This window comes from Corallococcus macrosporus, from assembly GCF_017302985.1.
GTDB lineage: Bacteria > Myxococcota > Myxococcia > Myxococcales > Myxococcaceae > Corallococcus > Corallococcus macrosporus_A.
On the sequence record NZ_JAFIMU010000006.1, the window covers coordinates 214,505 to 229,719 of the forward strand.

Below are 15,215 nucleotides of genomic sequence, written 5' to 3' on the forward strand. Positions count from 1 at the left end.
CGCGCTGATGCCAGTCCACCAGGTTGCCGAGGCTCGCGTGTTCGACCTCCACGCCCTTCGGCCGGCCCGTGGAGCCCGACGTGTAGATGACGTAGGCGAGCCGCCCCGCCTCCGCCACTGGAGCCAGGGACCCGGGCGTGACGTCGCGCTCCCAGTCCGAATCCAGGCACACGACCTTCGCCGAGCCTTCCGGCAGGGCATCCCGCAGCGAGCGCTGCGTGAGCACCACCCGCATGCGGGCGTCCTCCAGCAGGTACGCCAAGCGCTCGCGAGGATGTGCCGGATCCAGCGGCACGTACGCGCCGCCCGCCTTGAGCACGGCCAGCATGCCCACGATCATGGCGGGCGAGCGCTCCACGCACAGGCCCACGCGGACCTCGGGGCCCACGCCCAGCGAGCGCAGGTGCTGGGCGAGCAGGTTCGACCGGGCCTCCAGTTCCCCGTACGTCAGCGTCGCGCCCGTGGCCGACTCCACCGCCAGCGCGCCAGGCGTCCGCGCGGCGTGGGCCGCGAAGCGCTCGTGGACGGTCCCGGTCGCGGGGAACAGGGTCCGGGTGTCATTCCATTGCACGAGGACCTGCTGGCGCTCGGCCGCATCCATCAGCGGCACGTCCCAGACGCCCACGTCCGCGTCGCTGGCGACGCCCTCCAGCAGCATCCCCAGGTGCTTCAGCATCCGCTCGGCGGTCGAGGCGTCAAAGAGGTCCGTGTTGAACTCGAGCGACGCGGCCAGGCCCGACGTGTCGTCCGTCATGGAGAGCGTCAGGTCGAACTTGGCCGTGCCTCCGTCCGTCTCGAGCGACCGCAGCGACAGGCCTTCCGCCGGCGCCGCTTCGCGCGTGGACGGGGCCGCGTTGGTCAGGGTGAACATCACCTGGAAGAGCGGCGTGCGGCTCAGGTCGCGCTCGGGCTTCAGCTCCTCCACGAGCTTCTCGAACGGGACCTCCTGGTGCGCGTACGCGCCCAGGGTCGTCTCCTTCACCTGGCGCAGCACCTGCCGGAAGGACGCGCGGTCCTCCAGGCGGGTCCGGAGCACCAGCGTGTTCACGAAGAAGCCGATGAGGCCTTCCAGCTCCGTGCGGTTGCGGCCCGCGATGGGCGTGCCCACGCTGACGTCCTGCTGACCACTGTAGCGAGCCAGCAGCACCTGCCACGCGGCCAGCAGCACCATGAAGGGCGTCATGCCCTCCTGTCGGGCCAGCGCGTTCAGCCGCTCACCCAGCCCGCGAGACCACACCACCGAGCGGTGGTCCCCGCGGAACGTCTGCACCGCCGGACGCGGCCGATCCGTCGGCAGCTCCAGCGCCTGCGATGCGCCCGCGAGCTGATCGCGCCACCACGCGAGCTGTGCCTCGAGCACGTCGTCGCGCAGCCAGCCGCGCTGCCAGGCCGCGTAGTCCGCGTACTGCACGGGCAGCTCCGGCAACGGCGAAGGACGCCCCTGGGTGAACGCCGAGTAGAGCGCGGACACCTCCCGGACGAGCACATCCATGGACCAGCCGTCCGACACGATGTGGTGCATCACCAGCACCAGCACGTGCTCCGAAGCGGTCAGCCGCAGCAGCGTCACGCGCAGCAGCGGATCCCGGCTCAGGTCGAAGGGACGGCGGACCTCCAGGTCGATGTGGCGGCGGACCTCGGCCTCGGCCTGCGAGGCGTCCACCGCCTCGATGGGCACCCACGTCAGCGCCAGTTCCCGCGAGGCTTCGATGTGCTGGATGGGCTGGCCATCCCGGACCTGGAACGTCGTGCGCAGGGCTTCGTGACGGCGCACCAGCTCCGTGAAGGTCCGGCGCAGGGCTTCGACATCCAGCGTGCCGCTCAGGCGCACCGCGGCCGGCAGGTTGTACGAAGCGCTTCCCGGCTGGAGCTGATCCAGCAGCCACAGCCGCTGCTGCGCGAAGGACAGCGGCTCCTGGCCCGTGCGCGCCGTGGCCACGAGCTTCGGCACCGTGCTGCCCTGCTTCGCGGACTCCACCTTGAGGGCCAGCTCCGCGGCCGAGGGGGACTCGAAGAGGGCTCGCAGTGGCAGCTCGATGTCGAAGGCCGTGCGGATGCGCGACACCGCCTGCGTCGCCAGCAGCGAGTGGCCTCCCAGCTCGAAGAAGCTGTCCTCCACTCCCACCTGTTTCACGCCCAGCACCTGCGCCCAGATGTCCGTCAGGACCTCTTCGGTCTTCGTGCGCGGCGCCACGTACTGGCGCGTGCGCTCCGCGCCCGCCTCCGGCTTCGGTAGCGCCTTGCGGTCCACCTTGCCGTTCGCGTTGAGCGGCAGTGCGGCCAGCATCACGAAGGCCGACGGCACCATGTACTCCGGCAGCCGTCCCTTCAGCGCACTGCGCAGCGTTGCTGCCTCCAACGTCTGGCCCGGCTGCGGAACCACGTACGCCACCAGCCGCTTGTCGCCCGGTGCGTCCTCACGCACCACCACGACGACGTCGCGGACTGACATCTGCTCACCCAGCGCCGTTTCCACTTCTCCCAGCTCGATGCGGAAGCCACGCACCTTCACCTGGAAGTCCATGCGGCCCAGGTACTCCAGCGTCCCGTCACGGCCCCACCGCACCTTGTCTCCCGTGCGGTACAGCCGTGAGCCGGGCGTGCCGAAGGGGTTGGGCACGAAGCGCTCCGCCGTCAGCTCGGGACGTTTGAGGTAGCCGCGCGCCAGGCCCTCTCCGCCCAGGTACAGCTCTCCATGCACGCCCACCGGCACCGGCTGCCCGCGGGTGTCCAGCACGTAGGCCTGCACGTTGGGCAGCGGGCCACCGAGGACAGGCTGCGTCCCAGGACGCACCTCGTGGCTCGTGGAGTCCACCGTGCATTCCGTCGGACCGTACACGTTGAAGGCCCGAGTCCTCGGCGCGGCGGCCAGCGCGGCCCACGTGGCCGCGTCCAGGGCCTCACCGCCCGGCAGCACCAGTCTCGGGGCCTTCTTTCCTTCCAGCAGCCCCTGCGGGATCAGCAGCCGCAACAGGGACGGCGTGCAGTCCAGCACGTCCACCTGCTCACGCCGCACCCACTCCACCAGCGCCTTCGGCTCCTGCCTCGTCTCTTCCGGCACGATGCACAGGCAGTGCCCGTCCAGCAGCTGGACCCACTGCTGCACGGACGCGTCGAAGTACAGCGGCGCGTTGACGCTGACACGCAGCCCCGTCGGCTGGCCCGCGTAGATCGTCTGCTTCAGCGCCTGGTGGAAGTGCAGCACCGAGCGGTGCTCGATCATCACGCCCTTCGGCGTGCCCGTGCTTCCCGAGGTGTAGATGGCGTAGGCAAGGTTGCGCGCCGTCGCCACCTGCACCGGAGCGTGCGTCGGCAGGCCCTTGGGCAGTGCGCCTTCCGCGTCCAGGCACAACACCTGGACGCCCTCGACGTCCCACCCGGCCGCGATGCGTGCATGCGTCAGCAGCACCGGCGCCGCGCTGTCCTTCAGCGCCAACGCACGGCGGTGGACGGGCCATGCCGGGTCCAGGGGCACGTAGTAGCCGCCGGCCTTCATCACCGCCAGCACGGCCACCATCGCCTCCAGCGAGCGGTCCAGGCACAGCGCCACCGGCACGTCCGCTCCGACTCCCAGCGCGCGCAGGTGGTGCGCGAGCATGTTGGCGCGGGCTTCCAACTGCGTGAAGGAGAGCGTCTCCTCCTCGAAGCGCACCGCGGGCGCATCCGGCGTCCGGGCCACCTGCTTCTCGAAGGCCTCCGAGAAGGTGCCCTCCAGCTCGACGTCCCTGGCCGTTGCGTTCCAGTCGAGGAGCACCTGCTGACGCTCCTCGGTCTTCAGCAGTGACACCTCCCAGACGCCCACGTCCGCGTCCTTCGCGATGCCCTCCAGCAGCATCCCGAAGTGGCTCAGCATCCGCTGCGCCGTCTCCGCGTCGTACAGGTCCGTGTTGTATTCGAGCGTCGCCGCCAGGCCCTGGCCTGTCTCCGCCATCGCCAGCGTCAGGTCGAACTTCGCCGTCGCGACATCCGTCTCCACCGCGCGCAGCGTCAGCGCTTCCCTCGGCGCCGCTTCGTGCCGCTGCGTCGGCGTGTTCTGCAGCAGGAAGCTCACCTGGAAGAGCGGCGAGCGGCTCAGGTCGCGCTCGGGCTTGAGTTCTTCCACCAGCTTCTCGAACGGCACTTCCTGGTGCGCGTACGCACCCAGCGTCGTCTCCTTCACCTGACGCAGCACCTGCCGGAAGGACGCGCGGTCCTCCAAGCGGGTCCGGAGCACCAGCGTGTTCACGAAGAAGCCGATGAGGCCTTCGAGTTCCGTGCGGTTACGGCCCGCGATGGACGTGCCCACGCTCACGTCCTGCTGCCCGCTGTAACGGGCCAGCAGCACCTGCCACGCCGCCAGCAGCACCATGAAGGACGTGGCGCCTTCCTGGCGACCCAGGGTCGCCAGCGCTTCACCAAGGGCCTTCGGCATCACCACCGAGGCATTCGCGCCATGGAAGCGCTGCACCGCCGGACGCGGCCGATCCGTCGGCAGCTCCAGCGCGTGCGGTGCGCCCTCCAACTGCTGGCGCCACCACGCGAGCTGTTCTTCCAGGACGTCACCGCGCAGCCAGCCTCGCTGCCAGGCGGCGTAATCCGCGTACTGCACCGGCAGGGCCGGCAGCGGCGACTCGCGGCCTTCCGCGTATGCGCCGTAGAGCGCGGCGACTTCCCGCACCAGCACGTCCATGGACCAGCCGTCCGACACGATGTGGTGCATCACCAGCACCAACACGTGCTCCGTCTCCGACAGCCGCACCAGCGTCGCGCGGAACAGCGGACCCTGGCTCAAGTCGAACGGACGCAGGGCCTCGGATTTCGCCAGGGCCCGGACCTCTGCTTCACGGCGGGCTTCCGGCAGAGCCTCCAGTGACGTGAGGCTCCAGGCCAGCTCGCCAGCCGCTGCCACCACCTGCGACGGTTGGCCATCGCGGACCTGGAACGTCGTGCGCAGGGCTTCGTGACGGCGCACCAACTCCGTGAAGGTCCGGCGCAGGGCTTCGACATCCAACGTGCCAGTGAGGCGCACCGCGGCCGGCAGGTTGTACGAGGCACTGCCCGGCTGAAGCTGATCGAGCAGCCACAGCCGCTGCTGCGCGAAGGACAGCGGCTCCTGGCCCGTGCGAGCCGTGGCCACGAGCTTCGGCACCGCGCTGCCCTGCTTCGCGGACTCCACCTTGAGGGCCAGCGCCGCGACCGTCGGAGCCTCGAAGAGTGCACGCAGTGGCAGGTCGACGTTGAAGGCCGTGCGGATGCGAGACACCGCCTGCGTCGCCAGCAGCGAGTGGCCTCCCAGCTCGAAGAAGCTGTCCTCCGCGCCCACCTGCTTCGCGCCCAGCACGCTCTCAAAGAGCGCAACGAGCATGGTCTCCGTTTGGGTCTTCGGCGCCACGTACTGGCGCGTGCGCTCCGCACCCGCCTCCGGCTTCGGCAGCGCCTTGCGGTCCACCTTGCCGTTCGCGTTGAGGGGCAGTACGGCCAGCACCACGAAGGCTGACGGCACCATGTACTCCGGCAGCCGTCCCTTCAGCGCACTGCGCAGCGTTGCCGCCTCCAACGTCTGGCCGGGCTGCGGAACCACGTACGCCACCAGCCGCTTGTCGCCCGGTGCGTCCTCACGCACCACCACCACGACGTCACGCACCGTGGGTTGCTCACCCAGCGCCGTTTCCACTTCTCCCAGCTCGATGCGGAAGCCGCGCACCTTCACCTGGAAGTCCATGCGGCCCAGGTACTCCAGCGTCCCGTCACGGCCCCACCGCACCTTGTCTCCCGTGCGGTACAGCCGCGTCCCCGCCTCACCGTACGGGTTCGGCACGAAGCGCTCCGCCGTCAGGCCCGGCTGGCCCAGGTAGCCTCGCGCCAGGCCTTCTCCTCCCAGGTACAGCTCACCGGGCACGCCTACCGGCACCGGCTGTCCGTGCGTGTCCAGCACATACGCCTGCGTGCCTTCCAGCGGACGGCCGATTCGCGGCTCCGTCTTCGCTCCGCGCTCCACTCGCGCGTGCGTCGAGTACGTCGTGTCTTCCGTCGGGCCGTAGAGGTTGTTGACCTCCTTCACCTGCGGCAGCGCGTACAACGCCTGCACCAACCGATTCGGCAGCGCCTCACCTGCGAGGTTCACCGTCTCCACCGAAGACGGGATGCCTCCGCTTCGCATTAGCTCCGCTACCGCGGACGGCACCGTGTTCAGCAGCGTCACTCGCGAGGCTTCCTTCAGCCCCGCCAGTGCCAGTGCATTCTCGGCCACCACCACCGTGCCGCCGCTTACCAGCGGCGCGAAGACTTCGAACACCGACAGGTCGAAGTTCAGCGACGTCGCTGCCAGCACGCCCTTCAATTGCTCCGGCTTGAAGGTGCCCGTGGCCCACTTGAGGAATGCCACCGCGCTTGCGTGCGTCACCGCCACGCCCTTCGGACGGCCTGTGCTTCCGGACGTGTACAGCACATACGCCAACTGCCGGGGCTCCGTTCTGCTGGCCAGTGCCGCCACCGGGTACGAGGCCAGCACCGCCTCATCCTTGTCCAGCCTGACGCGCTGGCCGGTGTACTCGGGCAGCACGTCTTCCAGACCTGCCTGCGTCACCACCACCGGCGCGCCCGTGCCCTCCAGCATGTAGGCCAGACGCTCCTTCGGGTACGCCGCGTCCAGCGGCACGTATGCCGCGCCCGCCTTCAGCACGCCCAGCAGCGCCACCACCATGGCTTCCGTGCGCTCCACGCACACGCCCACCCGGCTCTCTTCTCCGACGCCCAGCGTGCGCAGGTGACGCGCCAGCTGGTTCGCCTGCGCCTCCACCTGCGCGTAGGTCAGTGCCCTGCCCTCGTGCACCACGGCCGTTGCGTCCGACCTCTTCGCGGCCTGCGCAGCGAAGAGGCTGTGGATCGTCTCCGCAGGGGAGCCCTCCGCCTGCGTGCCCGCGAAGTGCTTCAGCACCTGCTGACGTTCCTCCGAGCCCAGGAGCGGCAGGCTCCAGAGGTTCACGTCCGCGTCCTTCGCGATGCCCTCCAGCAGCATCCCGAAGTGGCTCAGCATCCGCTGCGCCGTCTCCGCGTCGTACAGGTCGGTGTTGTACTCAAGCGACGCCGCGAGGCCCTGGCCTGTCTCAGCCATCCCCAGCGTCAAGTCGAACTTCGCCGTCGCGCCTTCGGTTTCGAGAGCACGCAACGCAAGGCTGTTGTTCGGACGCACCTCTCCCGTGGACGTGGCGACCGAGCCAGCCTGCCAGGTGAACATCACCTGGAAGAGCGGCGTGCGGCTCAGATCGCGCTCGGGCTTCAGCTCCTCCACCAGCTTCTCGAACGGCACTTCCTGGTGCGCGTACGCACCCAGCGTCGTCTCCTTCACCTGACGGAGGACGTCGCGGAAGGTCTGGCGCCCCTCCAGCTTCGTGCGCAGCACCAGCGTGTTCACGAAGAAGCCGATGAGGCCTTCGAGCTCGGTGCGGTTACGGCCCGCGATGGGCGTCCCCACGCTGATGTCCTGCTGACCGCTGTAGCGCGCGAGCAACGCCTGCCACGCCGCCAGCAGCACCATGAAGGGCGTCGCGCCCTCCTGGCGAGCCAGTGAGGACAGCTTCTCCTCCAGCGCCTTCGGCATCACCACCGAGGCATTCGCGCCATGGAAGCGCTGCACCGCCGGACGCGGCCGATCCGTCGGCAGCTCCAGCGCATGGGGTGCGCCCTCCAACTGCTGGCGCCACCACGCGAGCTGGCCTTCCAGCACCTCGCCTTGCAACCAGCCTCGCTGCCAGACGGCGTAGTCCGCGTACTGCACCGGCAGCTCCGGCAGCGGCGACTCGCGGCCTTCCGCGTACGCGCCGTAGAGCGCGGCGACTTCCCGCACCAGCACGTCCATAGACCAGCCGTCCGACACGATGTGGTGCATCACCAGCACCAACACGTGCTCCGTCTCCGACAGCCGCACCAGCGTCGCGCGGAACAGCGGACCCTGGCTCAGGTCGAACGGACGCAGGGCCTCGGATTTCGCCAGGGCCCGGACCTCTGCTTCACGGCGGGCTTCCGGCAGAGCCTCCAGTGACGTGAGGGTCCACGCCAGCTCGCCAGCAGGTGCCACCACCTGCGACGGTTGGCCATCGCGGACCTGGAACGTCGTGCGCAGGGCTTCGTGACGGCGCACCAGCTCCGTGAAGGTCCGGCGCAGGGCTTCGACATCCAGCGTGCCGCTCAGGCGCACCGCGGCCGGCAGGTTGTACGAGGCGCTGCCCGGCTGGAGCTGTTCGAGCAGCCACAGCCGCTGCTGCGCGAAGGACAGTGGCTCCTGGCCCGTGCGCGCCGTCGCCACGAGCTTCGGCACCGTGCTGCCCTGCTTCGCGGACTCCACCTTGAGGGCCAGCTCCGCGACCGAGGGGGACTCGAAGAGTGCACGCAGTGGCAGGTCGACGTTGAAGGCAGTGCAGATGCGCGACACCGCCTGCGTCGCCAGCAGCGAGTGGCCTCCCAATTCGAAGAAGCTGTCCTCCACTCCCACCTGTTTCACGCCCAGCACCTGCGCCCAGATGCCCGTAAGGACCTCTTCGGTCTTCGTGCGCGGTGCCACGTACTGGCGCGTGCGCTCGGCTCCGGCCTCCGGCTTCGGCAGCGCCTTGCGGTCCACCTTGCCGTTCGCGTTGAGGGGCAAAGCCTCCAGCACCACGAAGGCCGACGGCACCATGTACTCCGGCAGCCGTCCCTTCAGGGCGCTGCGCAGCGTCGCCGCCTCCAACGTCTGGCCCGGCTGCGCCACCACGTACGCCACCAGCCGCTTGTCGCCCGGTGCGTCCTCGCGCACCACGACGACGACATCACGGACTGACGTCTGCTCGCCGAGCGCCGCCTCCACCTCTCCCAGTTCGATGCGGAAGCCGCGCACCTTCACCTGGAAGTCCATGCGGCCCAGGTACTCCAGCGTCCCGTCCCGGCCCCACCGCGCCTTGTCTCCCGTGCGGTACAGCCGCGAGCCGGGAGTTCCGAAGGGGTTGGGGACGAAGCGCTCCGCCGTCATGCCCGGCTGGCCCAGGTAGCCTCGCGCCAGGCCCTCGCCGCCCAGGTACAGCTCGCCGGGCACGCCCACCGGCACCGGCTGCCCGTGCGTGTCCAGCACGTACGCCTGTGTGCCTTCCAGCGGACGGCCGATTCGCGGCTCCATCTTCGCTCCGCGCTCCACCCGCGCGTGCGTCGAGTACGTCGTGTCTTCCGTCGGGCCGTAGAGGTTGTTGACCTCCTTCACCTGCGGCAGCGCGTACAGCGCCTGCACCAACCGATTCGGCAGCGCCTCACCTGCGAGGTTCACCGTCTCCACCGAAGACGGGATGCCTCCGCTTCGCATTAGCTCCGCTACCGCGGACGGCACCGTGTTCAGCAGCGTCACTCGCGAGGCTTCCTTCAGCCCCGCCAGTGCCAGTGCATTCTCGGCCACCACCACCGTGCCGCCGCTTACCAGCGGCGCGAAGACTTCGAACACCGACAGGTCGAAGTTCAGCGACGTCGCTGCCAGCACGCCCTTCAATTGCTCCGGCTTGAAGGTGCCCGTGGCCCACTTGAGGAATGCCACCGCGCTTGCGTGCGTCACCGCCACGCCCTTCGGACGGCCTGTGCTTCCGGACGTGTACAGCACATACGCCAACTGCCGGGGCTCCGTTCTGCTGGCCAGTGCCGCCACCGGGTACGAGGCCAGCACCGCCTCATCCTTGTCCAGCCTGACGCGCTGGCCGGTGTACTCGGGCAGCACGTCTTCCAGACCTGCCTGCGTCACCACCACCGGCGCGCCCGTGCCCTCCAGCATGTAGGCCAGGCGGTCCTTCGGATACGTCGCGTCCAGCGGCACGTATGCAGCGCCTGCCTTCATCACGCCCAGCAGCGCCACCACCATGGCTTCCGTGCGCTCCACGCACACGCCCACCCGGCTCTCCTCGCGGATGCCGAGCGTCCGCAGGTGATGCGCCAGCTGGTTCGCCCGCGCCTCCACCTGCGCGTACGTCAGCGCCCTGCCCTCGTGCGCCACGGCCATCACGTCCGGCGTCTTCGCGGCCTGCGCAGCGAAGAGGCTCTGGATCGTCTCCGCCGTGGAGCCCTCTGCCTGTGCTCCCGCGAAGCGTTCCAGTACCTGCTGACGCTCTTCGGTCTCCAGCAGCGGCAGGCTCCAGATGCTTGCGTCCGCGTTCCGCGTGATGCCGGAGAGCAACGTGCCCAGGTGGCTCAGCATCCGCTGCGCCGTCTCCGCGTCGTACAGGTCCGTGCTGTACTCGAGCGACGCCGCCAGACCCTGGCCTGTCTCCGCCACTCCCAGCGTCAGATCGAACTTCGCCGTCGTCCCTTCCGTCTGGAGCGAACGCAGGGTGAGATTGCTGTTCGGACGCACTTCTCCCGGGGTGTTCGTGGCAGCCGCTTCGGTCTGCCACGTGAACATCACCTGGAAGAGCGGCGAGCGGCTCAGGTCACGCTCGGGCTTCAGCTCCTCCACCAGCTTCTCGAACGGCACTTCCTGGTGCTCGTAGGCGCCCAGGGTCGTCTCGCGCACCTGGCGCAGCACCTGCCGGAAGCTCGTGCCGCCCTCCAGTTTCGTGCGCAGGACCAGCGTGTTCACGAAGAAGCCGATGAGGCCTTCCAGCTCTGTGCGGTTACGGCCCGCGATGGGCGTTCCCACGCTGATGTCCTGCTGTCCGCTGTAGCGCGCGAGCAACACCTGCCATGCCGCCAGCACCACCATGAAGGGCGTCGCGCCCTCCTGACGTGCCAGCTTGAGCACCGCTTCCTCCAGGGCCCTGGGGAGCTGGAGCGCGGTCCTGGCACCGGAGATGCCCTGCACCGCCGGACGCGGACGGTCTGTGGGCAGCTCCAACGCGTGCGGCGCACCCTCGAGCTGTCCACGCCACCAGGACAGCTGCTTCTCCAACACCTCGCCGTGCAGCCAGCCGCGCTGCCAGGCCGCGTAGTCCGCGTACTGCACGGGCAGCTCCGGCAGCGGCGACGCGCGGCCCTGCGAGTAGGCGCCGTACAGGGCCGCCACTTCGCGCACCAGCACGTCCATGGACCAGCCGTCCGACACGATGTGGTGCATCACCAGCACCAGCACGTGCTCCGTGTCCCTCAGCCGCAGCAGCGTCGCGCGGAACAGAGGCCCCCGAGCGAGGTTGAACGGACGCGTGGCTTCAGCCTCCACGAGCTTGCGCGCTTCGGCGTCCTGCTCGGCGGAGGTCTGGCCCTGGACGGGGAGCTGCGCCAGGACGGACGCGCCAAGGGCGGAGATGACCTGGACTGGTCGACTGTCACGGGTCTGGAAGGTCGTCCGCAGGGCTTCGTGCCGGCGCACGAGCTCCAGGAACGTGCGCTCCAGGGCCGTGACGTCCAGCGTGCCCGACAGCCGCACCGCGGACGTCATGTTGTACGACGCGCTTCCGGGCTGGAGCTGATCCAGGAACCACAGGCGCTGCTGCGCGAACGACAGCGGCAGGTCGTTCCCGGTCCGCTCCACCGCCACGAGCTTCGGCACCGCGTCGCCCTGCTTCGCGCGCCGGGCTTCGTCCACGCGCATCGCGAGGGCCGCGACCGTGGGGGACTCGAAGAGGGCCCGCAGCGGCAATTCCACGCCGAAGGCGCTCCGCACGCGCGACATCGCCTGCGTCGCCACCAGTGAGTGGCCTCCCAGGTCGAAGAAGTTGTCGCTCGCGCCCACCCGCGCCACGCCCAGCACCTGCGCCCAGAGGTTCGAAAGCAACTCCTCCGTCGGCGTCCTCGGCGCCACGTAGTCCGCCGATTCCTGCGCTCCTTCCGGCGCCGGCAGCGCCTTGCGGTCCACCTTCCCATTGGGTGTCAGCGGCAGCGCGTCCAGCACCACGAAGGCCGCCGGCACCATGTACTCCGGCAGGCTCTCCTTCACGTGCTGCCTCAACGCCGAGGCCTCCACTCCCTCCGGCGCCACCACGTACGCCACCAGCCGTCGCGGCTCCTCCCGCAGCAGCACCACCGCCGTCCTCACCGCCGGGTGCTTGCCCAGCACCGATTCGATTTCCCCCAGCTCCACCCGGAAGCCACGCAGCTTCACCTGCGTGTCCGCCCGGCCCAGGAATTCAATGTTCCCGTCCGCCAGGTGCCGCGCCCTGTCTCCCGAGCGGTACAGCCGCGCGCCAGGAGTGCCGTACGGATTGGGAACGAAGCGCTCCGCCGTCAACTCCGGCCTGCGCACGTACCCGCGCGTCACGCCCTCGCCGCCGATGTACAGCTCTCCCGCCACTCCCGGCGGCACCGGCTTGAGCGCCGCGTCCAGCACGTACATCCGCACGTTGGCGAAGGGCCGCCCAATGGGCACCAGCCGGTTGTCCCCGGCCTCCAGCGCCTCGCTCTCGAACCACGTGCTGTCGATGGTGGTTTCGCTGATGCCGTACGAGTTGATGAGCCGCGTCCCAGCGCCGATGACGCCTCGAATCCTCCGGTACTCATTCACGTACCAGGCGTCCGAGCCGGCAATCAGGACTCGCATTCCCTCCAGCCGCTGGCCCGTCTCCTCCAGGTGCTGCAACAGCCCTCGCAGCACCGCCGGGACGAACTCCGCGCAGTCGACTGCTTCGGCTTCCATCAGCCCGTGCAGCTTCACCGGCTCCAGCAGCCACTCCCTCGGGCACAGCACCAGCTTCCCGCCACTGCACAGCGCGCGAGAGACGTCTCCGCCGAAGACGTCGAAGGAGAAGCTTGCCATCTGCAGGTGGCTTCGCGGCCCCTGCTTCAGTCCGTAGCTTCGCTCCCAGCCCAGGTACGCATTCGCCCAGCTGCGGTGCGACACCATGACGCCCTTGGGCGTCCCCGTGCTTCCCGACGTGAAGACGACGTACGCCAGATTCTCGAAGCCTGCCGTACGCGCGGGCGCCGACTTGGGCAGTGCCGCGCGGGCCCCAGCCTCCTCGTCCAGCAGGTAGCGGCGCAGGCCCGGAGCCTCCACCGTGCCTTCCAGTGCACGCTGCGTCAGCAGCAGCGACAGGCGCGACTCCGACACCATGAGGGCCAGTCGGTCCGCCGGGTACGACGGGTCCAGCGGCACGTACGCGCCTCCGGCCTTCAGGATGCCCAGCAGTGCCACCAGCAACTGCGGCGTACGCTCCAGGCACACGCCCACCAGCACCTCGGGGCCTACCCCCAGGCTTCGCAGGTGGTGCGCCAGCTGGTTCGCCTGCGCCTCCAACTGCCCGTACGTCAGTGCATCTCCGCCCGGTGCCACGACGGCCGGGGCTTGCGGCTGCACCCGCGCCAGCTCCGCGAAGCGCTCCGGAATCCCCTGCCCCTCCGGCAGCACCACGTCGGTGGCGTTCCACCCCAAAAGCACCTGCTGGCGCTCTGCTTCGCCCAGCAGCGGCAGGTCCAGCACTCGCGCATCCGGACGCGCGGCGATTCCCTCCAGCAGCACGCCGAAGTGCCGCAGCATCCGCTCCGCGGTCGCCACCTCGAACAGGTCGGTGTTGAACTCCAGTGCCACGGCGAGCCCCGAGGCGCTCTCCATGACGGAGAGTGACAGCTCGAACTTGACCGTTTCGCCTTCCGCTTCGATGGGACGGAGGCGCAGGCCGGTCGGCAACTGGACCGAGGGCAGCGTCGCGTTCTGGAGCGAGAACATCACCTGGAAGAGCGACGAACGGCTCATGTCGCGCTCCGGCTTCAGCTCCTCCACCAGCTTCTCGAACGGCACTTCCTGGTGCGCGTAGGCGCCGAGCGCCACCTCCCGCACCTGACGCAGCGTCTGCCGGAAGCTGGGGTTGCCCTCCAGCCGCGTGCGCAGCACGAGCGTGTTGATGAAGAAGCCGATGAGCCCTTCCAGCTCCGCGCGGTTGCGGCCCGCGATGGGCGTACCCACGCTGATGTCGTCCTGGCCGCTGTAGCGCGACAGCACCACCTGCCACGCCGCCAGCAACGTCATGAAGGGCGTGGCGCCCTCCTGCCGGCTCAGCTCCCAGAGCGAGTCACGCAGCGCGGCCGGCAACGTCACCGAACGGCTGGTGCCCCGGAACGTCTGCATCGCCGGACGCGGCTTGTCCGTCGGCAGCTCCAGCGCGTGCGGCGCCCCCGCCAACTGCTGCTTCCAGTAACCGAGCTGCGCCTCCAGCACCTCGCCGCGCAGCCAGCCTCGCTGCCAGGCCGCGTAGTCCGCGTACTGCACGGACAGCTCCGGCAGCGGCGACGGCTGGCCCGTGCTGAACGCTCCGTAGAGCGTCCCCACTTCGCGGATCAGCACGCCTCGCGACCAACCGTCGGAGACGATGTGGTGCACCGAGAGCAACAGCACGTGCTCGGTGTCCGCCAGGCGGATCAACGTCACCCGGAACAACGGGCCGCGCTCCAGGTCGAACGGACGCCGGACCTCTTCCTCCGCCAACGCCTGGGCCCGAGCCTCGGCGTTCGCGTCGGACGACAGGTCCACCTGCGCCAGCGGCACCTCCGCCGCGGGCGCCACGACCTGCACGGGCTGGCCTTCCTGCGCTCGGAACGTGGTGCGCAGGGATTCATGACGGCGCACCAGCTCCGTGAACGTGCGGCGCAGCGCGGCCACGTCCAGGGCCCCTGACAGCCTTACGGCCGTCGGGATGTTGTAGAAGGCGCTGCCCGGCTCCAGCTGATCCAGGAACCAGAGGCGCTGCTGCGCGAACGACAGCGGCAGCTCGCCCGAGCGATCCGCCGGCACCAGGGCCGGCATCTGGACGCCCGTCCCGGCCTGCATGGCGGCGTCGATGCGGAGCGCAAGCTGCTCCAGCGTCGAGTGCTCGAAGAGCGCGCGCAGGGGCAGCTCCACCTCGAATGCCTGGCGGATCCGCGAGAGGGCCTGTGTCGCCAGCAGCGAGTGGCCACCCAGCTCGAAGAAGTTGGACCCGGGGCCCACCTGCTTCGCGCCCAGCAGCTCGCTCCAGATCGCCGCCAGCCGCTGCTCCGTGGGCGTGCGCGGGGCGACGAAGTCCCGAGCGTCCGCATCCACCGTCTCCGGCTTGGGCAGGGCCTTGCGGTCCACCTTGCCGTTGGCGTTGAGCGGCATCGCCTCCAGGACGACGAAGGCCGACGGCACCATGTACTCCGGCAGCCGTCCCTTCAGCTCGCTCCTCAGCGCCGTGGCCTCCACCGTGCTGCCCGGCTTCGCCACCACGTACGCCACCAGCCGCTTGTCTCCGGGCGCGTCCTCCCGCGCCACCACGACGGCCTCACGCACGCCTGCGCATGCGCTCAGCCCCGCCTCCACCTCGCCCAGCTCCACCCGGTACCCG

Annotated in this window: 1 protein-coding gene (cut by both window edges); it reads right to left on the bottom strand. The window is 69.7% G+C overall.

The whole window is internal to a non-ribosomal peptide synthetase gene (locus tag JYK02_RS10925; RefSeq protein WP_207050863.1) on the bottom strand: the coding sequence, 43,590 nt in all, runs 14,750 nt past the left edge and 13,625 nt past the right edge, and what appears here is coding positions 13,626–28,840 (codon 4,542, partial, through codon 9,614, partial); reading right to left, the first codon wholly in view occupies positions 15,212–15,214. Both codon boundaries (start and stop) fall beyond the window edges.